The 20162-nt window shown below is 56.4% G+C and carries 17 protein-coding genes and 1 other annotated feature; of the genes, 6 read left to right on the top strand and 11 right to left on the bottom strand.

Going from position 1 to position 20162, the window contains the following annotated elements; genetic code table 11:
• Positions 1-24 precede the first annotated feature (24 nt).
• Positions 25-819, top strand: coding sequence for a TraB/GumN family protein (locus ACMGGM_RS18560; RefSeq protein WP_063943361.1), 795 nt, complete (start codon positions 25-27; stop codon positions 817-819).
• Positions 820-1018: 199 nt separating this feature from the next.
• Positions 1019-1498, top strand: a complete 480-nt coding sequence (gene ybaK, locus ACMGGM_RS18555) for a Cys-tRNA(Pro)/Cys-tRNA(Cys) deacylase YbaK (RefSeq protein ID WP_023332257.1) — start codon at positions 1019-1021, stop codon at positions 1496-1498.
• 122 nt (positions 1499-1620) lie between these two features.
• Here ybaK and ushA read toward each other — a convergent pair whose 3' ends face one another.
• On the bottom strand, positions 1621-3273 hold the full coding sequence (gene ushA / locus ACMGGM_RS18550) for a bifunctional UDP-sugar hydrolase/5'-nucleotidase UshA (RefSeq protein WP_014882818.1): 1653 nt from the start codon (positions 3271-3273) through the stop codon (positions 1621-1623).
• Positions 3274-3437: 164 nt separating this feature from the next.
• On the opposite strand from ushA, the gene ACMGGM_RS18545 reads away from it, so the two are divergent.
• Both ACMGGM_RS18545 and ybaL read left to right on the top strand, forming a co-directional pair.
• The gene (locus tag ACMGGM_RS18545) at positions 3438-4640 is read left to right on the top strand and encodes an MFS transporter (RefSeq protein WP_023332256.1); all 1203 of its coding nucleotides are present in this window, start codon (positions 3438-3440) and stop codon (positions 4638-4640) included.
• 232 nt (positions 4641-4872) lie between these two features.
• Positions 4873-6549 carry a YbaL family putative K(+) efflux transporter gene (ybaL, locus tag ACMGGM_RS18540; RefSeq protein WP_414149063.1) on the top strand — a complete coding sequence of 559 codons (1677 nt, stop codon included), beginning with the start codon at positions 4873-4875 and terminating at the stop codon, positions 6547-6549.
• A 91-nt stretch (positions 6550-6640) separates the two neighbouring features.
• Here ybaL and ACMGGM_RS18535 read toward each other — a convergent pair whose 3' ends face one another.
• The 9 genes from ACMGGM_RS18535 to ACMGGM_RS18495 all read right to left on the bottom strand — a co-directional run bounded on the left by ACMGGM_RS18535 (position 6641) and on the right by ACMGGM_RS18495 (position 16013).
• Entirely contained in the window at positions 6641-7945 is a 1305-nt protein-coding gene (locus ACMGGM_RS18535; protein WP_059372416.1) for an inosine/guanosine kinase, read from the bottom strand.
• A gap of 62 nt (positions 7946-8007) precedes the next feature.
• Positions 8008-8970, bottom strand: coding sequence for a ferrochelatase (gene hemH, locus ACMGGM_RS18530; protein WP_014882814.1), 963 nt, complete (start codon positions 8968-8970; stop codon positions 8008-8010).
• Between the two features lie 124 nt (positions 8971-9094).
• A complete protein-coding gene (gene adk / locus ACMGGM_RS18525) occupies positions 9095-9739 on the bottom strand; it encodes an adenylate kinase (protein ID WP_414149062.1) in 645 nt (214 codons plus the stop codon).
• A gap of 195 nt (positions 9740-9934) precedes the next feature.
• On the bottom strand, positions 9935-11809 hold the full coding sequence (htpG, locus tag ACMGGM_RS18520) for a molecular chaperone HtpG (RefSeq protein WP_023332254.1): 1875 nt from the start codon (positions 11807-11809) through the stop codon (positions 9935-9937).
• A gap of 110 nt (positions 11810-11919) precedes the next feature.
• Positions 11920-12525: a recombination mediator RecR gene (gene recR / locus ACMGGM_RS18515; RefSeq protein ID WP_014882812.1), complete on the bottom strand. Its 606-nt coding sequence runs from the start codon at positions 12523-12525 to the stop codon at positions 11920-11922.
• Positions 12525-12857: a YbaB/EbfC family nucleoid-associated protein gene (locus ACMGGM_RS18510; protein ID WP_014882811.1), complete on the bottom strand. Its 333-nt coding sequence runs from the start codon at positions 12855-12857 to the stop codon at positions 12525-12527. The genes recR and ACMGGM_RS18510 overlap by 1 nt, the downstream gene beginning before the upstream one ends.
• Positions 12858-12911: 54 nt before the next feature.
• A complete protein-coding gene (gene dnaX / locus ACMGGM_RS18505; protein WP_063943357.1) occupies positions 12912-14843 on the bottom strand; it encodes a DNA polymerase III subunit gamma/tau in 1932 nt (643 codons plus the stop codon).
• Positions 13518-13582 (bottom strand) — a sequence feature (DnaX frameshifting element). Its footprint overlaps the gene before it by 65 nt.
• 88 nt (positions 14844-14931) lie before the next feature.
• A complete protein-coding gene (gene apt / locus ACMGGM_RS18500; RefSeq protein ID WP_000127359.1) occupies positions 14932-15483 on the bottom strand; it encodes an adenine phosphoribosyltransferase in 552 nt (183 codons plus the stop codon).
• Between the two features lie 152 nt (positions 15484-15635).
• Positions 15636-16013: a DUF454 family protein gene (locus ACMGGM_RS18495; protein WP_023332251.1), complete on the bottom strand. Its 378-nt coding sequence runs from the start codon at positions 16011-16013 to the stop codon at positions 15636-15638.
• A gap of 50 nt (positions 16014-16063) precedes the next feature.
• Here ACMGGM_RS18495 and priC point away from each other — a divergent pair, with 50 nt between their 5' ends.
• Both priC and rsmS read left to right on the top strand, forming a co-directional pair.
• Entirely contained in the window at positions 16064-16591 is a 528-nt protein-coding gene (gene priC / locus ACMGGM_RS18490) for a primosomal replication protein N'' (protein WP_058690568.1), read from the top strand.
• Positions 16592-16605: 14 nt separating this feature from the next.
• Positions 16606-16791, top strand: coding sequence for a pleiotropic regulatory protein RsmS (gene rsmS / locus ACMGGM_RS18485; protein WP_023338125.1), 186 nt, complete (start codon positions 16606-16608; stop codon positions 16789-16791).
• A 1-nt stretch (position 16792) separates the two neighbouring features.
• Here rsmS and mscK read toward each other — a convergent pair whose 3' ends face one another.
• Complete coding sequence (mscK, locus tag ACMGGM_RS18480) at positions 16793-20140, bottom strand: mechanosensitive channel MscK (RefSeq protein ID WP_032637303.1); 3348 nt, start codon at positions 20138-20140, stop codon at positions 16793-16795.
• Between the last annotated feature and the right edge of the window lie 22 nt (positions 20141-20162).

The following is a 20162-nucleotide window of genomic DNA, read 5'->3' as shown; positions in this document are numbered from 1 at the left end:
AACCTTTCCGTTTATGGAGCGCGTATGAGCCTGTTTAATCGTATAAAAACCTCGTTTCGCGCCCTCTTTCCCCGCCGTTATGCGTGGCCCGGCCTGGATATCTCCCTGCCCGGCGGTCAGCACCTGCATCTGGTCGGCAGCATCCATATGGGTACTCAGGATATGTCACCTCTGCCCCCCGGTCTGATAAAACGGCTGAAGCGCGCCGACGCGCTGGTCGTCGAGGCGGATATTTCGGGCCAGGAGTCACCATTTGCCGGGCTTGAAAGCGATCTGACCCTGGCGGAACGTCTGGACGAAGCCCAACTGGCGGAACTGACGCGCGTCGCCGAAGAAACCGGCGTGTCGCTCTCTATGATTGACGCCCTGCCACTCTGGCAAATTGCGATGGTGCTACAGGCCACGCAGGCGCAGCGACTGGGTCTGCGCGGTGACTACGGTATTGATTACCAACTGCTCAATCTGGCAAGAGCGCACAATCTGCCCATCATTGAACTGGAAGGAACGGACAGCCAAATTGCGCTCCTGCGTCAGCTTCCGGACGACGGCCGCATGCTGCTGGATGATACGCTGACCCACTGGCACACCAACGCACGTCTGCTGCAAACCATGATTGGCTGGTGGCTGGATGCGCCGCCAGCAGACGGAAAGCTGGCGCTGCCGTCAACGTTCAGCGAATCGCTGTATGATGTGCTGATGAATGCGCGCAACAATGCCTGGCGAGAGACGCTGCATGCATTACCTGCCGGGGAATACGTGGTTGCGGTCGGGGCGTTACATTTGTACGGAGAAGGGAATTTGCCGTCGCTGCTGAAATAAAAAAATGGCCAATATCTCTATTGGCCCGTCAAAGAGGAATTTCATCGTTTTTATTATGCCGAAGGAGACCTTCGGTTGAGCCGATTGTCGCTCAAAGTGACCATCACTGCCAATACTATTGCGCAAGATGGTGCTATTTTTTAGACAAACGTCAGGCGTATGCTGTTGGCATGATTTGTCTGTCGTAAGAAGGATAGCTATGACTCCCGCCGTTAAATTACTCGAAAAAAACAACATTTCTTTCCGGATCCACACTTACGATCACGATCCGAATGAAACCAACTTTGGCGACGAAGTGGTGCGCAAATTGGGGCTGAACGCTGACCAGGTCTATAAAACGCTGCTGGTTGCGGTGAACGGCGATATGAAACATCTCGCCGTGGCGGTCACGCCCGTCGCCGGACAGCTCGATCTCAAGAAAGTGGCGAAGGCGCTGGGGGCGAAAAAGGTGGATATGGCAGATCCGATGGTTGCGCAACGGACCACCGGCTACCTGGTGGGCGGGATTAGCCCGCTGGGGCAGAAAAAACGCCTGCCGACGCTGATTGATGCCCCTTCGCAGGAATTTGACACGATCTATATTTCAGGCGGCAAACGCGGGCTGGATATCGAGCTGGCGGCGGGCGATCTGGCGAAAATGCTGGACGCGAAGTTTGCGGATATTGCGCGCCGGGAGTGAAAGAAAAAGCCGGGTGGCGGCTACGAGGTAAAAGCAAAACGGTAACATGCGTTACCGTTTTTTGTGTTTGCGCCCTCTCCCGGTGGGAGAGGGTTGGGGTGAGGGCATCAGGCCGCACAACACTACTGCCAGCTCACCTCACCCTTCGGCTCATACGCGTTCACGTCAATCGGTGAATTCTGCTCGATGTACTGCTTCAGCACTTCCGCATCAATAAAGCCGGTATTCACATAGCCCGGTTTATTATCAATATGCGGATAACCGTCGCCGCCGGTGGCGTTAAAGCTCAACGTCGCCAGACGGTAGGTTTTTGCCGGGTCGACCGGTTCGCCTTTGATCTTCAGATCATTCAGCTTGCCGTCTTTTGCCACAAAACTGACGTTGGCAAACTGCGGATAGGCCCCGGAATCCGGCTTCATCTGCGCGACGGCGGTCAGGTAGTCAATCGCCTCTTTGCCGGTCATGTCGGCATAGACCACTACGTTACCAAACGGCTGCACCTTCAGGACATCCTTGTAGGTGATATTTCCGCCTTCAATAGAGTCACGAATGCCGCCCCCGCTCATCACGCCAAAATCAGCACCGGTGCGCGCCATTTGCGCCGCCAGCACCAGGTGTCCCATGTTGGTCTGCACGAAGCGGACTTTACTGCGGTCCCCCTCCAGACGACCATTCAGCGTGCCGATTTTCACGTCCAGCTGCGCTTTGCCTTTATTCTGGAACGGTGTCAGCAGGGAGAGCATCTGCGGGTTCTCAGCGATCTCTGGCGTGTAAAGTACGCGCTCACTTTTCCCGTCCGGGTAGGTCACTTTCTTCTTCAGGTTGACCGGAATGAGCTGGTAGTGCACCAGTTTCATCTCGCCGTTACGGAACTCAAAGTCAGCCCGGCCCACGTATTTACCCCATTCGTGGGCCTGCACAATCCAGATACCGTTCTGACGGTCCGGCGCACACGGCGTGCCCGGCACGTAATCCACCTGTTTTTTATTCTCGGATGCCATGCACACCGGATCCTGTGAGTGACCACCCACAATCATGGCCAGCGAGCCCGCAGGCAGGCTGCGCGCCATCTCCACGTCGCCGGGTGCATTGGAGCCGTGCTCACCGTTGTCGTAGTGCCCCATGTGCGTGGTGGCGATAATCACGTCCGGCTTTTCGTTCTGCTGCAGTTCCTGAATCACCAGCTTCGCTTCGTCTGCCGGTTTGCGGAATTCAATATCCGTAAAGAACTCGGGATTGCCGATTTTTGCCGTATCGTCGGTGGTTAAGCCAATGACTGCGATCTTCAAATCCTGACGCTTAAACAGCGCCCAGGGTTTGAACAGCCGTTCGCCGGTGCTTTTCTGGTAAATGTTGGCGGAGAGGAAGGGGAATTTGGCCCATTTTTCCTGCTGACGCAGCACCGTCAGCGGGTTATCAAACTCATGGTTACCGACGGCCATCGCGTCGTAGCCAATCAGATTCATGCCACGGAAATCCGGCTCGGCATCCTGTAAATCAGATTCCGGCACGCCGGTATTAATATCACCGCCTGAGAGCAACAGCACGCTGCCGCCCTGGGCTGCCACCTCTTTGCGAATGCCGTCCACCAGCGTTTTTTGCGCCGAGAGACCATATTCGCCATATTCACTGCGCCAGAAATGACCATGATGATCGTTGGTATGCAGAATGGTGATTTTATAGGTTTTATCTTTTTCATACGCCTGCGCGGGCAGGCTTACCAGACCCCATGCGGCGATGAGCGCCAGCGCGACGCCCCGCTTCATTAACTTCATCTTCTCTCTCCCTGACCAATAGACAAAGGCAAAAATTACAGTGACTCACAATAATAGACAAATAAGTTTTCAGAATTGCGACTTTCTTCAAATGTCCCGGGCGGGTATGTTAGTCGGATAATAATTACACCCTGCATCTCTAATAACAAAACAACGTGGTATTTATGGCAATCAGCGAATCAACCCCGGCGTCGCCGCCAAAATCGCGCACCTCTTTTAAGGTATTAGGCGCAATCAGTCTTTCGCACCTGCTCAACGACATGATCCAGTCGTTGATTCTGGCAATTTATCCGCTGCTGCAGTCCGAGTTTTCGTTAACTTTCGTGCAGATCGGGATGATCACCCTCACCTTCCAGCTGGCTTCCTCGCTGCTGCAACCGGTGGTGGGCTACTGGACGGACAAATACCCGATGCCGTGGTCGCTGCCGATTGGCATGTGCTTTACCCTGAGCGGTCTGGTATTGCTGGCGATGGCTGGCAGCTTTGAGGCGGTGTTGATTGCTGCCGCGCTGGTGGGTACCGGGTCGTCCGTCTTCCACCCTGAGTCCTCACGCGTGGCGCGTATGGCCTCCGGCGGCCGTCACGGGCTGGCGCAGTCACTTTTCCAGGTCGGCGGTAACTTTGGCAGCTCCCTCGGCCCCTTGCTGGCGGCGGTGATTATCGCCCCGTATGGCAAAGGGAACGTGGCGTGGTTTGTGCTGGCCGCACTGCTGGCGATTATCGTGCTGGCGCAGATCAGCCGCTGGTATGCCGCTCAGCATCGCGTAAATAAGGGGAAACCTAAAGCGAAGGTTATCAATCCCCTGCCCCGAAATAAGGTCATTCTGGCGGTTTCCGTACTGCTGGTGCTGATTTTCTCGAAATACTTCTACATGGCAAGCATCAGCAGCTATTACACCTTTTATCTGATGCAAAAATTCGGATTATCGGTACAAAATGCGCAAATCCACCTGTTCGCCTTCCTGTTCGCGGTTGCTGCCGGAACGGTTATTGGCGGGCCAGTGGGTGATAAGATTGGCCGAAAATATGTTATTTGGGGCTCTATCCTCGGTGTCGCGCCGTTTACCCTTATTTTGCCGTATGCCAGCCTCGAGTGGACGGGCATTTTAACCGTGATCATTGGTTTTATCCTCGCCTCGGCATTTTCCGCCATTCTGGTCTATGCGCAGGAGCTGTTACCGGGCCGTATCGGTATGGTTTCCGGACTCTTTTTCGGTTTCGCCTTCGGTATGGGTGGGCTTGGTGCAGCGGTGTTGGGGATGGTCGCGGATCACACCAGCATCTTCCTGGTTTATAAAATCTGCGCTTTCCTGCCACTTCTGGGGATGTTGACCATATTCCTGCCTGATAACCGTCACAAAGCGTGAATTACAGGTAGCCAAAGTAAAACTTTGGCTACCTGCCACCCTTATGCCATAAGGGTTTCCTCTCCACCCCTGACCTGAATTTATCAATATGCGCTTTTTTACGCGCATATTGCCGTTTTATTCAAACTTCAACAATTATTCATAAACATAAGGGCAAAAATTGTCATAAACTATTACCTGGTCTTTTGGTATTCACGCCAAAAATGGAACACTCACCGCGAAAGGAGACGGAATGCACCACGCCACACCGCTTATCACCACCATTGTTGGTGGACTTGTGCTCGCTTTTATCCTTGGCATGATTGCCAATAAACTGCGTATTTCTCCTCTTGTCGGCTATTTATTAGCGGGGGTTCTGGCGGGACCGTTTACGCCAGGTTTTGTCGCGGATACCAAGCTGGCGCCTGAGCTGGCGGAATTAGGCGTGATTCTGCTGATGTTTGGTGTTGGCCTGCACTTTTCCCTGAAGGACCTGATGGCGGTAAAGTCGATCGCCATACCTGGCGCGATCGCCCAGATAGGGGTGGCGACGCTGCTGGGGATGGCGCTTTCGGCCGTGCTGGGCTGGTCGTTGATGACCGGTATCGTATTTGGGCTGTGTCTCTCAACCGCCAGTACCGTGGTGCTGCTGCGCGCGCTTGAAGAGAGACAGCTGATAGACAGCCAGCGCGGGCAAATCGCGATAGGCTGGCTGATTGTGGAAGATCTGGTGATGGTGCTAACGCTGGTGCTGTTGCCTGCCGTCGCCGGAATGATGGAAAAAGACAACATCGGCTTCGCCTCGCTGGCGCTGGATATGAGTATCACCATCGGTAAAGTGGTGGCGTTTATCGCCATCATGATGCTGGTGGGCCGTCGTCTGGTGCCGTGGATCCTGTCCCGCAGCGCGGCGACCGGCTCCCGCGAGCTGTTTACGCTTTCCGTGCTGGCGCTGGCGCTGGGGATCGCGTTTGGCGCTGTTGAACTGTTCGACGTCTCCTTTGCCCTGGGCGCGTTCTTCGCCGGAATGGTGCTGAACGAGTCTGAGCTGAGCCACCGCGCCGCGCATGACACCCTGCCCCTGCGTGATGCCTTCGCCGTGCTGTTCTTTGTCTCCGTCGGCATGCTGTTTGATCCGATGATTCTGGTTCAGCAGCCGCTGGCCGTGCTGGGCACGCTGGCGATCATTATCTTCGGTAAGTCGCTCGCCGCCTTCTTCCTGGTGCGGATGTTCGGCCACTCCCCGCGTACGGCGCTGACGATTGCCGCCAGCCTGGCGCAGATTGGTGAGTTCGCCTTTATCCTCGCGGGTCTGGGTATGGCTCTGAACCTGCTGCCCCAGGCCGGGCAGAATCTGGTGCTGGCGGGGGCGATTCTGTCGATTATGCTAAACCCGGTCCTGTTTGCTCTGCTGGAAAAATACCTCGATAAAACCGAAACGCTGGAAGAGCAGACGCTGGAAGGAGCCATCGAAGAGGAGAAGCAGATCCCGGTGGATATCTGCAACCATGCGCTGCTGGTCGGCTTTGGTCGCGTGGGCAGCCTGCTCGGTGAGAAGCTGATGGCGCAGGGCATTCCGCTGGTGGTGATTGAAACCTCACGCACCCGCGTTGATGAACTGCGCGAGCGTGGTATTCGTGCGGTACTGGGCAATGCGGCCAACGAGGAGATTATGGCGCTGGCGCATCTGGACTGCGCGCGCTGGCTGCTGCTGACTATTCCGAATGGCTATGAAGCGGGCGAGATTGTAGCCACCGCGCGTGAGAAGTGCCCCAATATTGAGATTATCGCCCGGGCGCATTATGACGATGAGGTGGAGTACATCACCGAGCGCGGTGCGGATAAGGTAGTGATGGGCGAACGTGAGATTGCGAACACGATGCTGACGCTGCTGACGAAACCGCCGGTTGAAGAGGCTGTTACGGGGTAAGATTTTTGCGGTCTGATGCCCTCACCCTGACCCTCTCCCACAGGGAGAGGGAACAAACACTAAAAACGGCAACCGGGTTGCCGTTTTGCTTTTACCTGTCCCAATAAGCCTCTTCGAGGCTGTCTTCCCGTTCCGGCAGGCCACGCGTTAAGCGCGGTGAATGCTGGTTCAGCACCTGATAGCTCACGCGGTTCGCGTACTTACACACCTGCGCCAGCGACGAATAGGTCAGCCAGTTGAACTTGTGTTTGCTGGAGTTGGGTACGTTGGTTTTGTGGTAGGCATTGGCGGTAATGTCGTGCAGCAGTGCTGCCAGCGCGCCGTCACCCGCCCCGTTGGTGTTCATGATCTTCTCCGGTCCGCCCATATAAGGCGCAATGTGGGAGTAGATACGCAGCGGGTTGAGGCAATCTTTATGGCGCATACCGCGGCTGAACTCGTACTGGTTGAACTCGGCAATCGCGCCAGGGAGCAACGGGTGCTGGGTTTTGCGTTTGCTCTCTTCTTCCGTAAAGCCCGCCATATAGAGCCCGACGGGGCCGGCAGTGCAGAGCACCAGATCCACCCAGTCCAGCGCTTTGTCAGAGGCCAGCAGCGGATCGCTCTCACCGGTGAGCGCTTCGGCCTCTTCTTCGTTCATCGCCAGAATTGAGACGTGCTCTTTCAGGAACGCCTGCCACCACTCGGGGTTATCGGCAATCACGAATTTGGTGCCCAGCGTGAGAACCACCGGCACATCGTACTTTTTCGCGTACTCGATCGCTTTCATGGTCGCTTCCGGCATCGGCTCGCCCGGCTTGCAGCGTACCAGATAGGAGGTCAATACCAGCGCAGAGGCACCCGCAATCACTGCTTCCGGAATACTCTCGGCGCGCAGCTTATTCATATGACCCGGGCTGATGGCAAAAGTCCGTTCGCCAGATTCGCCGATCAGCGTAAAGCAGCGGCCAATCGGCCCGTTAACGCCCTGAAGATAGTTCAGATCGGTACGGCTGGAGGTGTTGCACAAATAGCGGTAGGCATAACCACCGATTTCAATGTTACTGCACATCACGCCGAGCAGTACCGAGCGGTCATCGGCCAGCACGGAGTAGTTGTGCATAGTGTTACCGATGGTCCCCCCGGCAAACTGATGGGTAATGAGAGTTTCACGCACCAGCTCCTGGTACAGCGCTTCGGCAACGTCGTCTTCGATCACCAGGGAATGACCGGCGCTCAGACCATAACGGGCGACAAACTCATCATCCACTTTCGCTTCAATGTCCACCAGCGTCTGGTCGATACCAACGACCCAGGCGGCGCTGGTTTCATTTTCAGGCTGGATTTGCTGCAGGAGCGGATCGCGCGCATCAACGGGAAAGTAGTGTTTGGATTTACGTTTACCGGGAAATTTCATGGTCTGAACTGTATGAAGAATATGGGCCGGGAATGGTAGCACAAACCCGGCCTGGAGTGCGATCAGCGGCTGTTCGTCACCAGCGAGACCATCATGTCAATATGTTCAGGCGAGTCGTTAAGCGCCGGAATGTACTCGTACTTTTCGCCGCCAGCCTCAAGGAAAAATTCCCGGTTTTGCACCGCGATCTCCTCCAGGGTTTCCAGGCAGTCCGCCGAGAACCCTGGCGACATCACCTGAATGTGCTTAACCCCCTTCTCGCCAAGCATTTTGAGGGTTTCATCGGTGTACGGTGTCAGCCACGGCTCGCGACCGAAGCGCGACTGGAAGGTCATCATCACTTTTTCCGGCGGCAGGCCGAGGGCGGAAACCAGCTCACGGGTGGTATCGCGGCAGCGCTGCGGATAATCATCCCCTTCGTTGGCGAAACGCTGTGGGATCCCATGATAGGAGAGCAGCAGCAGATCCGGCTCGCCGTGCTTTTCAAACGACGCGCGCGCGCTGTTGGCAAGCGCCTTGATGTAGAGATCGTTATCGGCGTAATCGCGAATAAAGGTCACGCCAGGAATGCGGCGACGGGTCGCCAGAATGCGCGCCAGCTCGTCCCAGACGGCGGCCACCGTCGAGCAGGAGTATTGCGGGTAGAGCGCCAGCACCACGATATGGTCTACACCCTGCGCCAGCAGTGATTCCACCGCGCTTTCCAGGGACGGTTTTCCGTAGCTCATGCCGAGCGCGACGGGCATATCCGGCAGGCGGGCGGCCAACGCTTTTTCCTGACGACGGCTGTAAACCATCAGCGGCGAGCCCTCCTCCATCCAGACGGACTGATAGAGTTTGGCGACGCGCGGAGAACGAATCGGCAGAATCACGCCACGCAGCAGCGGCCACCAAAGCAGTCTCGGGAAATCCACAACGCGCGTGTCGCTTAAAAATTGTCGCAGGTAGCGTTTTACCGCGTCTGATGTAGGTGCTTCTGGAGTGCCCAGATTGGCAAGCAGGATGCCGGTTTTCGCCTGACTCATTCACGCCTCTTAACCATTTGATAGGTTGTCAATTGTAGCGGAAATGCGTTTAAACGAAACCCATTGCTGTAATAGGTAAGGTGAGAATATTTCTCACCCGGGGACCCGGGTGAGAGACGCGCGATTAGCCGAGGATTTTTTCCAGCTCTGCACGTACGTCAGCCACGGCTTTGGTGCCGTCGACTTTGGTGTATTTGGTGTTACCCGCCTGCGCTTCTTTGGTGTAGTAGCCGATCAGCGGCGCGGTCATCTGATGGTATTCCACCAGGCGTTTACGCACGGTCTCTTCCTGATCGTCTTTACGGGTGGTCAGCTCTTCGCCGGTCACGTCGTCTTTACCTTCAACCTTAGGCGGGTTGAATTTGATGTGGTAAACGCGGCCAGAAGCAGCGTGTACGCGACGGCCAACGATACGGTCAACGATCAGCTCGTCCGGTACGTCGAACTCGAGAACGTAGTCCACGTTGATGCCCGCTTCTTTCATGGCGTCAGCCTGAGGAATGGTGCGTGGGAAGCCGTCCAGCAGGAAACCGTTACGGCAATCTTCCTGAGCAATGCGCTCTTTGACCAACGCAATAACCAGCTCGTCGGTTACCAGCTTGCCTGCGTCCATGATGTCTTTCGCTTGTTTACCCAGCTCGGAGCCAGATTTTACAGCGGCGCGCAGCATGTCACCGGTGGAGATTTGCGGAATACCGTATTTCTCCATGATGAACTGAGCCTGAGTTCCTTTACCCGCGCCCGGAGCGCCAAGCAGAATAATACGCATTGCGAAAATCCCCTCAAATGTCGTTTCAATTTTTCAAAAGCGCTAAACAATACCACCAGAACGGACATCGCTCAAGGAAGGCGGGAAGGCTGAAACGGTTAACGGGGGGAGATAATTTGGGTGAGTGCAGTCTGGGGCCCTCACCCCGGCCCTCTCCCACGGGGAGAGGGAGAAGACCAGGGGAGGCGTGGTCAGTTACGCCAGAAGCAGCGCATTCACACGTTTAATGAACAGGTTAGGGTCTTCCAGCGTGCCGCGCTCGGCCAGCAGGGACTGATCCAGCAGCAGCTCAACCCACTCGGCAAAGCGTGCTTCGTCCTGGGTATCCGCCGCGCGTTTCACCAGCGGATGATCCGGATTAAGCTCAAAGATATATTTCACTTCCGGCACCGCCTGGCCCGCCGCAGCGAACAGCTTCGCCATCTGAGTGCTCATTTCGTCGGCATCGGTCGTGACAATGGCCGGGGTATCGGTCAGACGGTGAGTGAAACGTACCTCTTTCACACGGTCACCCAGCAAGGTTTTCACGCGCTCAACGAACGGCTCCAGCGCCTTCTCGGCTTCTTTCGCGCTTTCATCTACCTCATCCGCCAGCTTGTCGATGGACTCATCGGCTTTTGCAACCGACTGGAACGCTTTACCGTCGAACTCGGTCAGGTAGTTCATCATCCACTCGTCGATGCGGTCAGACAGCAGCAGCACTTCGATGCCTTTCTTGCGCAACAGCTCAAGGTGCGGGCTGCTCTTCGCCGCCGCGTAGCTGTCGGCGGTGATGTAGTAGATCTTCTCCTGCCCTTCTTTCATGCGGGAGACATACTCTTCCAGCGACACGGTCTGCGCGGAGGAGTCGGTGTGCGTGGAGGCGAAGCGCAGCAGCTTAGCAATGGTTTCAACGTTTGCGGTGTCTTCTGCCGGGCCTTCCTTCAGCACCAGGCCAAACTGTTTCCAGAAGGTCTGGTATTTTTCCGCATCGTCTTTCGCCAGTTTTTCCAGCATCTGTAGCGCACGTTTGGTCAGGGCGTTGCGCAAGTTACGGGTGACGGTGCTGTCCTGCAGGATCTCGCGGGAGACGTTGAGCGGCAGATCGTTGGAATCGATCAGACCGCGCACGAAGCGCAGGTAGTTCGGCATGAACTGCTCGGCGTCGTCCATGATGAAGACGCGCTGCACGTACAGCTTCAGGCCGTGCTTGTGATCGCGGTTCCACATATCCCATGGGGCCTGCGCCGGGATGTACAGCAGGCTGGTGTACTCCTGCTTCCCTTCCACGCGGTTGTGGCTCCAGGTCAGCGGGTCGGTAAAGTCGTGGGCGATGTGCTTGTAGAACTCGTTATATTCGTCGTCTTTAATTTCAGACTTGTTGCGCGTCCACAGCGCCTGCGCCTTGTTGATTTTCTCCCAGGAAACCACGGTTTCGCCGTCTTTCTCTTCCTGTTTTTCAATCTCAACCGGCAGAGCGATGTGATCGGAATATTTGCTGATGATGGAGCGTACGCGCCAGTCGTTCAGGAAATCATCTTCCCCTTCACGCAGGTGCAGGGTGATTTCAGTCCCGCGGTCTGCTTTGGTGATGTCGTCAACGGTGTACTCACCTTCGCCTTTGGATTCCCAGAGCACGCCGTTCTCCGCGCTGTCGCCCGCCGCACGAGTACGCACGGTGACTTTGTCCGCCACGATGAACGCTGAGTAGAAGCCCACGCCGAACTGACCGATCAGCTGGCTGTCTTTCGCCTGGTCAGAGCCCATGGACTCAAGGAACGCTTTAGTGCCGGATTTGGCGATGGTGCCGAGGTGGTCGATCACCTCGTCGCGGTTCATCCCAATGCCGTTATCGGCGATGGTCAGGGTGCGGTTCTCTTTATTGAAAGAGACGCGCACGCGCAGCTCGCCGTCGCCTTCATACAGATCCGGGTTAGACAGCGCGCGGAAGCGCAGCTTGTCCGCCGCATCGGAGGCGTTGGAAATCAGCTCACGCAGGAAGATTTCTTTGTTGGAATACAGGGAATGGATCATCAGGTGCAGAAGCTGTTTTACTTCTGACTGGAAACCACGGGTTTCTTGTCCTTTCATCTAAGTCGACCTCAACAATGCCATTTAATGGGGTTGTAAAACGTTGAGTGAGAGATGGGGATAAGGGAGAGAAATTTCAAGCGGAGGCCGCGAACGCAGCCTCCGTTTGGTCAGAAAATAATCTTGTGACGCCCGGCCAGAGAGTGCGACAGCGTGGTGCCGTCCACCATCTCCAGCTCACCGCCCACCGGCACGCCGTGGGCGATGCGGCTGGCATCAACGCCGTACTGTGAGCACAGCTCGGCGATGTAGTTGGCGGTTGCTTCCCCTTCCACCGTTGGGTTGGTGGCGAGGATCACCTCTTTAATCGTTTCGGACTCAAGACGCTGTTCAAGGCGGTCAAGACCGATATCGTCCGGGCCGATACCATCCAGCGGGGAGAGATGCCCCATCAGCACGAAATAGCGGCCGGAAAACTGCCCGGTTTGTTCGATGGCATAGATGTCCGCCGGACTCTCCACCACGCAAATCTGACCGTTCTCCTGACGACGCGGATTCGAGCAGATGTTACACACATCCTGCTCGGTAAAGGTGCGGCAATCCGCACAGTGACCAATTTCTGACATCGCGCGGGTCAGAGCCTGCGCCAGGCGCATCCCGCCGCTGCGATCGCGCTGCAAAAGCGTGAACGCCATGCGCTGCGCCGACTTCGGGCCAACGCCCGGCAGGCAGCGCAGAGCTTCCATTAACTGCGTGAGCAGCGGACTGGTTTGCATCAGAATGGCATCTTAAAGCCCGGCGGCAGCTGCATACCGCTGGAAACAGAGGCCATTTTCTCTTTCTGGGTTTCGTCGATACGGCGCGCAGCATCGTTAAACGCGGCAGCAACCAGATCTTCCAGCATCTCTTTGTCGTCTTCGAGCAGGCTTGGGTCGATTTCAACGCGACGGCAGTTATGCGCACCGTTGATGGTCACCTTGACCAGACCGGCACCGGATTCACCCGTGACTTCCATCTGAGCGATCTCTTCCTGCATCTTCTGCATTTTTTCCTGCATCTGCTGAGCCTGCTTCATCAGGCCACCCAGACCGCCTTTTCCACCAAACATAGGCTTCTCTCTTCTTTCACGTTTAAGGATTACAACCGTAAGTCAGACTCACGATCAAATGGGGCGAATACTCTCTTCATCCAGATCGGCGTCGAAGAACCGGCGCAGGGTCTGAATGTTGTTATCCGCAATAATCGCCTCGCGCGCCTGCGCGAGTTTCTCTTCATAAATGGCCTGGCGCCACTCAAGCGGCGTTTTCACTGCCGGATTATCATCTTCAATGATAGTCAATTCAACCGGCGCACCCTGTAATGTGGCGAGCGCCTCGGCCAGCGCCTTTTGCGCGCATGGCGAATTCAGGTGTCGCTGACCAGGACGCAGGTGTAAACGCACCTGATTACCGTCCTGCTCTTTCCAGGCGTTCAGCGCAACCTGCTCGACCAGCTTCGGCAGCTGGAGTTTGCTGACCTCAGCGGCCCAGGCATCGCGGGCAATAGATTCTTCTGCGAGCTTCGCGGAAAGCTCCGGCGTTTTCTCATGCTCCAGCGCCTTTTTCAGCGCTTTCGGCGTAGCGACCTCTTCCTTTACCGTTTCGACAACGGTGGTCGCCTTCCAGCGGTATGCCTCTTCTTTCGCCGGGGCTTTCTGCTCGAGCGCGGACGGTGCCGGGCGCGACTGTACGCGCTCCGTTACCGAGGCCAGTCGTTCAAGCGCGGCGTTGTTCACCGGCCGCGCTCTTCCTGGCGCTGCCGGTTCACTCTTTTTTGGTTTGGTTACTCCCTGCGCACGCTGCAACTGACTGCGAGCGGCAAGCACCGAACTGGTGGCATCCGACAGCGGCACGTTTTGCGGCTGCGGTGGCGGTGTCGGCTGCGGTGGCACCTGCTGAGGTGACATCACCGCCGTTGGGGCGACCGGGGCAAAAGACTGCCGCGGCGCTTCCGGCTCCGGCAGCGGCATGCGCGGGTGGAACGCCAGCGCGCGCAGCAGCGTCATTTCTACGCCCATCCGGGGATCCGGCGCGTACGGCAGCTCTTTACGGCCAATAAGCAGGGTTTGGTAATAAAGCTGTACATCGGCAGGCGGCACGGTGCGGGCAAGTTCACGCATCCGCTGTTCAATGGCGGCCATATCTGCGCCAATTGCCGACGGAGAAAGCTGCAGCATCGCCACGCGGTGCAGCAGGCTGAGCATCTCAACCAGCAGCGCTTCCCATTCAATCCCCCGGCTAGCAGCAGCATTGACCAGCGTCATGACGCGCTCACCGTTGGCGGCAATCATCGCTTCGATGAGTGAAAGCGCCTGATCGTCATCCAGCGTACCGAGCATGGTGCTGACTGCTTCGGTAGAGAGCTTACCGTCACCGCTGGCAATTGCCTGGTCGGTCAGGCTTAACGCATCACGCAGGCTGCCGTCCGCTGCACGCGCCAGCAGTTGCAGGGCGCGCGGCTCATGGACGATCTTCTCTTCGTCGAGAATGTGTTCGAGCTGGGCGCGGATCTGTTCTACGTCCAGGGCCTTCAGGTGGAACTGCAGGCAGCGGGACAGAATGGTGACCGGCAGCTTTTGCGGATCGGTCGTCGCCAGCAGGAATTTCACGTGCGCAGGCGGCTCTTCCAGCGTTTTCAGCAGGGCGTTAAAGCTGTGGCGCGACAGCATGTGCACTTCATCGATCAGGTAGACCTTGAAGCGACCGCGCGCCGGGGCGTACTGCACGTTGTCCAGCAGATCGCGGGTATCTTCCACTTTCGTGCGCGAGGCGGCGTCGATCTCGATCAGATCGACAAAACGCCCCTGCTCGATCTCCCGGCAGTTATCACACACGCCGCACGGCGTGGCAGTGATCCCGGTTTCGCAGTTGAGACCTTTCGCCAGCAAACGGGCAATTGAGGTCTTACCGACGCCGCGGGTGCCGGAGAAAAGATAGGCGTGATGGATGCGACCTAGCGACAAGCCGTTCGCCAGGGCCGTCAGCACATGCTCCTGACCGACAACGTCAGCAAAGGTTTGTGGTCGCCATTTACGGGCTAACACCTGATAACTCATGGGCAGGCTCTGCAACGCTGGAAGGTGAATTTATGGAGGGGAATGCTATCACAACCTCACCCATTGAGCGAGGTTGTGAAAACCGGGATTAATGACCCGGGAATGGCACCAGGCTGTAGCTGGTAATGCCCTGTTTTTCCAGGCGCTGTTCGCCGCCGAGATCGAACAGGTTAATGATAAACGCCGCGTCGGTCACTTCACCACCCAGACGACGGATCAGCTTCACGGTCGCTTCGATGGTGCCGCCGGTCGCCAGCAGATCGTCCACCACCAGCACTTTGTCGCCAGGCTTGATCGCATCAACGTGGATTTCCAGCTGATCGGTGCCGTACTCCAGCTCGTAGCTCTCTGCGATGGTTTCACGCGGCAGTTTGCGCGGTTTACGCACCGGCACAAAACCCACGCCCATTGCCAGCGCAACCGGTGCGCCAAACAGGAAGCCACGGGCTTCGGTACCTACTACTTTGGTGATCCCGGCGTTTTTATAACGCTCGACCAGCAGTTCAATGCTGAGCGCGTACGCTTTCGGGTCTTCCAGCAAGCTGGTGACATCACGGAAAAGAATGCCAGGTTTTGGATAGTCCTGGATGCTTTTGATGCTGTTTTTCAGATATTCAAGCTGCTGTGCAGTTGCGGTCATCGGTTTGTGCCTAAATGAAACAGTGTTACTCACGACGCGCAACGGAGTGGGTAAAGGTAACAATCGTTTAACCTTTAACCAGGCGCGCCTGTGCTCGAAAACGGTCGAATTTACTGGCTGTACGCAATAATTGCAACAGCCATTATGAGGCTTCAGTGCTTTTGTTGCTTTTCATCAACCACGGGGATCCGCCACATGAAGATAAGCAGGCAGGTCAGAATGATCAGCAGCAGGATCCGCACCCACATCATTTTCACCAGCCATAATGAAATAGCAAAGGTAATGAGGATCACCGCGATCGCGCGCGGCTTCGCGCCGGGCGGCATGGCACGGTGTTTTTGCCAGTGGCGCAGGTAGCCACCAAACCATGAGCGATAAAGCAGCCAGTGGTGAAAACGCGGCGACGAGCGGGCGAAGCACCAGGCTGCCAGCAGGATAAACGGCGTGGTGGGCAGTAAGGGTAAAACCACACCCAGTGTACCCAGCACTACCGCGAGCCAGCCAATGATGATTAAAATAGTACGCTGCATAATGCGAATCGTTATCAAACTGAACGGCTACTTTACCACTGGAGAGCGTTTTGAAAACAGCCTTGCTTCTGGAGACGCTGCAAAAACAGTTGACCACCCTGCGAGCAGAGGCCACCCCTCTGCTGGGGCACGCCACGCTGAAGCCGCGCTTTGATCGGCAGCTTTTTCGTACCCGCAGTACGGTCATTCAGGATTACCTGGCTGAGGCGCAGACCCGCCTTGACGAGCTTTGCCATGCGGTTGAAAGTGAACAGCAGGAACAGGTGGCGTGGCTTGCAGAGCATCTCACTGAGCAAATCACCGCCCTGCATCGCGAAATTGCCGCCTGGCCGCTACGCGCCTGGGACAGCGGCTCGCCCGGACTCGGCAAATGGCAGCGCAAGCGGCTGGAGAATCAGGAGTTTGAACGCCGACTGTTTGAGATGAAACGTGAGCGCGAAGTGCGGCTGAATAACAGCGAAACGCTGGAAGAACAACAATTATTGATGCGCGAGATTAGCGCCCTGGAAGGCCGCATTGTGCGCTGCCGTCAGGCGCTGGATGAGATTGAACGCGTCATTGAACGTTTGACCCGCTAACAGGAGCCACACCCATGTCACTGGAAAATGCACCCGATGAGGTCAAGCTGGCCGTCGATTTAATTATGCTGCTGGAGAATCATGATATTCCCGCCGAAACGGTGCTGAAAGCGCTGGAGATTGTGCAGCGGGATTTCGAAGGAAAGGTGAAGGCCAGTAGCCCTCACCCTACCCCTCTCCCACAGGGAGAGGGAAAATAGATTAAGCCGGAGTGGGATCGTCACCTTTAATGTCGCGCTTCACTTCCGTATGCTCATCACCTTTTTCGTTACGCAGGTGAACTTCAAGCTGGTTGAAGGCGATATTAATATCGTTTTCACGGCACAGGCGATCGATAGACCGGTTAAGCTCATCTACCGTGTAGCTACGGTCACGCAGTTCACGCACGTATAAACGCAGTTCATGATCCAGCGTGCTTGGCCCGAAGGTGGTGAAGAACACCGCCGGAGCCGGATCGTGCATCACTTTCGGATGTTCTGAGGCTGCCTTCAGCAGCACCTCTTTCACCTTCTCCAGATCCGATCCATAGGCTACGCCCAGGCGGATCACCACGCGCGTCACCGTATCAGAGAGCGACCAGTTGATCAGACGCTCGGTCACGAACGCCTTGTTCGGGATGATCACCTCTTTGCGATCGAAATCGGTAATCGTGGTGGCACGAATGCGGATCTTGCTGACCGTACCGGAGAACGTCCCGATGGTGACGGTATCGCCAATTCGCACCGGACGTTCGAACAGGATGATCAGACCGGAGACAAAGTTACCGAAGATCTCCTGCAGGCCAAAACCCAGACCTACCGAGAGGGCGGCCGCCAGCCACTGGAGTTTATCCCACGAGACGCCCAGCGAGCCGAATACCGTCATCGCCCCGACAATAATAATGACGTAGTTCAGGATCGTAGTGATAGCGTACGACGCCCCCTGACGCAGGTTCAGCCGCGAGAGGACCAGCACTTCCAGCAGACCCGGCAGGTTGCGAATCAGCGCCCAGGCTACCACCGACGACACCAGCGCAAACAGCAGGCTGCCCATGGTGACGCTTTTCATCACCGCAGCGCCAGCTTCGGTGCCGTTGTACTGCCAGAGGGTGATGCTGTCGAGGTAGGCGAAAACGGTAATTAAATCAGACCAGATAGCCCAGAACATCACCGCAAACAGCGCGATCATCACCAGCATAGTGATACGCAGCGTCTGCTGGTTGACCTGCTCCAGCGCGATGGTCGGTTCTTCCTGTGGCTCCGCACCTTCGGCGCCCTCTTTCACCTGATGCTGACGACGCGCGATGGCACGACGGTAAGCAATACGGCGAGCCGCGACGCTTAACCCGCGCAGTACGGTTTGATAGAGCAGATTCCAGACGATCACCAGATAGACCGTTTCGATCCAACGCCCGGACAGACGCAGCGTGGTATAGAAGTAGCCCGTCGCCGTGAGCACCATCAGCGCCAGCGGAATGATCGCCAGTACCGTCACGGTGGCCAGACGAATATTGTGGGATTCTTTATCACGCCAGCTATCGCGGCACATCGGCCACATGAGGATGGCAATCAGCAGCAGGTTCAGCATAATCACCAGCTGACCCAGCACATCATCCATCAGATGCAGCGGAGACAGTTCAGAAACAACCGACCAGAAGTGAAGCGGCAGCAGCGCCAGGCTGACACGCACAATCTGACGACGCCAGTGGCTGGTCAGTTGGGCAGGCATGTTGAAATGACGGACCGCAACGCCGTCTTTTTCCAGGACCTTCCAGCACAGGCCAAACACCAGCCAGAACAGCGCCAGTTTTTTGCTGAATGCCCACAGCAGATCGCTGACGTTAAGCTGCATGGTGAGCAGAATCAGGCCTACCGCCAGAATAATCAGGCACACCGGCAGAGCGCGAATAAGGTCGATCAGAATCGCTTTTGGCGTATGGAGCTGGCTGTCGTTGCGCAGTTGCCCCACTTCCGAGGCCAGCTTCGCCTGGTACTGTTTAAGCCATTTCAAACGCCAGCGAATCAGACCGGCAATCAGCAGCAGGGGTAATCCCGCCAGGAAAGCAATCATTACCGCAGGCCAGGCTTTCTCCCAGTTCACGGTGATTTTCATGCTCTTGATCTGCGTTTTCAGCTGCTCAGGGAAGGACTTCACCCAGTCCCAGTCCATCGGCTTGTTGCTGTTCACCCAGAAAATTTGCTGCGTCAAAATCTCCTGCAGGCTTTTGGAAACGCTGACCAGCTGCTGCTGGTTGATCTGCAGGTTGATGGCCATCATCAGCTGGTTGCCCAGCTGTTTGTTGAGCTGATCCAATAGCTCACGGCGCATATCGACGACCTGGAGCAGCGCGTCATGCACTTCCGGGTTCACGTCGCTGGAATGACCCTCTTCAATTTTGGCGACGAAGTTATCGCTCTGGAAAAGGGCATCACGCTGCTGATTCACGTCAAATTGTTCCAGACGCAAATCCGCAATGCGGTTAGTCATGTCTTCCAGCTCGTCGGCGGACGGCAGCGTCTGCTGCTGCTGGTAGAGAATACGCGACAGCAGGAGGCTACCTTTCAGGACCGCGATCTGTTCTTTGATGTTGCGTTCCGCCTGCAGCGCCCGATCCAGCCAGTTTTTCACTTTAATGTTTTGCTGAACCAGCGAGTTGCCGTTTTCGGTCGCCAGAATCAGACGCTGACTCAGCTGATGGTTAGCCTCCAGCTCCTGTTTCACCAGCGGGTTGGCCTGAATACGGGCCGTTTCGTCCGGCGATACCGCCTCCTGGGCCGTTTTTTCCGTCAGGGTCAGACGCTTACTGTTTACCGCTTCCTGCAGCAGCTGAAGCTGGTGTTCCAGACGATTAATATTCGCCGTGACGTAATCACGCTGTTTCTGGAGCGTGTCCTGCAGCACCGTATTCCCTTCCAGGCTTTTACGCTGCTGTTCAATTTGCGCATTGAGTAATGACTGCTGAACCAGCAGCAGAGTTTGCTGAGTTGGGCGAAGCGTCCCTTCCCCCACCGTCGTACCGTTCAGGCGGTTGCGGATCTGCTGCAGCTGCTGAGACGCGGTATACATCGCATTTTGCACGCGCTCGGGCTGGGTTTGCAGAGAAACGAGCTGACTGTTGTAGGTCGCGAGGTCGGACTGCGCGGTTTGCAGATCGTCGAGCAGTTGGGCAACGCGCGACTCCAGCTGACGCAAAGAAAGCGTGGCGAGCGTCTTACGCGTTTCGTCGTCGTTATCGACGTCACTCAGCGCATTCAGCGCTTCCGTGGCCTTGCGCATGTTCTCAGGCGCCTGCGCCACCTTCTGACGAAGCTGGGTGGTTTCTGCTTTAACGCGCTCAATTTTATCAATGTTTTCCAGCGTCTCTGTCAGATCCTGCTGGGTGAGTTTCTCCTGCGGAGAGAGCTCTTTTTGTTTGTTCAGGGTGTCGAGTTGCGACTGAACATCACTGCGTGAAGGGATATCCGTACTGTTATCTGCGCGGGCCCACGAAAGCGGTCCGGTGGAGAAGAAAAACAGCATAGCAAAGAGCAATGCAAAAACAGGATGTTGCGAGCGATTGATGGGCAGCATAGTTGTGAATGATGTCAGCAGA

This window comes from Enterobacter sp. BNK-14, assembly GCF_047456095.1.
In the GTDB taxonomy this organism is placed as follows: Bacteria; Pseudomonadota; Gammaproteobacteria; order Enterobacterales; family Enterobacteriaceae; genus Enterobacter; species Enterobacter kobei.
The sequence above is the reverse complement of the archived record's forward strand: the minus strand, read 5'-3'. Positions and strand labels throughout refer to the sequence as shown.

What these genes read in the sequence shown, in the direction of transcription:
- ACMGGM_RS18560 (WP_063943361.1), top strand. Translation starts at nt 25, where the DNA reads ATGAGCCTGTTTAATCGTATAAAAACCTCGTTTCGCGCCCTCTTTCCC.
- ybaK (WP_023332257.1), top strand. Translation starts at nt 1,019, where the DNA reads ATGACTCCCGCCGTTAAATTACTCGAAAAAAACAACATTTCTTTCCGG.
- ushA (WP_014882818.1), bottom strand. Translation starts at nt 3,273, where the DNA reads ATGAAGTTAATGAAGCGGGGCGTCGCGCTGGCGCTCATCGCCGCATGG.
- ACMGGM_RS18545 (WP_023332256.1), top strand. Translation starts at nt 3,438, where the DNA reads ATGGCAATCAGCGAATCAACCCCGGCGTCGCCGCCAAAATCGCGCACC.
- ybaL (WP_414149063.1), top strand. Translation starts at nt 4,873, where the DNA reads ATGCACCACGCCACACCGCTTATCACCACCATTGTTGGTGGACTTGTG.
- ACMGGM_RS18535 (WP_059372416.1), bottom strand. Translation starts at nt 7,945, where the DNA reads ATGAAATTTCCCGGTAAACGTAAATCCAAACACTACTTTCCCGTTGAT.
- hemH (WP_014882814.1), bottom strand. Translation starts at nt 8,970, where the DNA reads ATGAGTCAGGCGAAAACCGGCATCCTGCTTGCCAATCTGGGCACTCCA.
- adk (WP_414149062.1), bottom strand. Translation starts at nt 9,739, where the DNA reads ATGCGTATTATTCTGCTTGGCGCTCCGGGCGCGGGTAAAGGAACTCAG.
- htpG (WP_023332254.1), bottom strand. Translation starts at nt 11,809, where the DNA reads ATGAAAGGACAAGAAACCCGTGGTTTCCAGTCAGAAGTAAAACAGCTT.
- recR (WP_014882812.1), bottom strand. Translation starts at nt 12,525, where the DNA reads ATGCAAACCAGTCCGCTGCTCACGCAGTTAATGGAAGCTCTGCGCTGC.
- ACMGGM_RS18510 (WP_014882811.1), bottom strand. Translation starts at nt 12,857, where the DNA reads ATGTTTGGTGGAAAAGGCGGTCTGGGTGGCCTGATGAAGCAGGCTCAG.
- dnaX (WP_063943357.1), bottom strand. Translation starts at nt 14,843, where the DNA reads ATGAGTTATCAGGTGTTAGCCCGTAAATGGCGACCACAAACCTTTGCT.
- apt (WP_000127359.1), bottom strand. Translation starts at nt 15,483, where the DNA reads ATGACCGCAACTGCACAGCAGCTTGAATATCTGAAAAACAGCATCAAA.
- ACMGGM_RS18495 (WP_023332251.1), bottom strand. Translation starts at nt 16,013, where the DNA reads ATGCAGCGTACTATTTTAATCATCATTGGCTGGCTCGCGGTAGTGCTG.
- rsmS (WP_023338125.1), top strand. Translation starts at nt 16,606, where the DNA reads ATGTCACTGGAAAATGCACCCGATGAGGTCAAGCTGGCCGTCGATTTA.
- mscK (WP_032637303.1), bottom strand. Translation starts at nt 20,140, where the DNA reads ATGCTGCCCATCAATCGCTCGCAACATCCTGTTTTTGCATTGCTCTTT.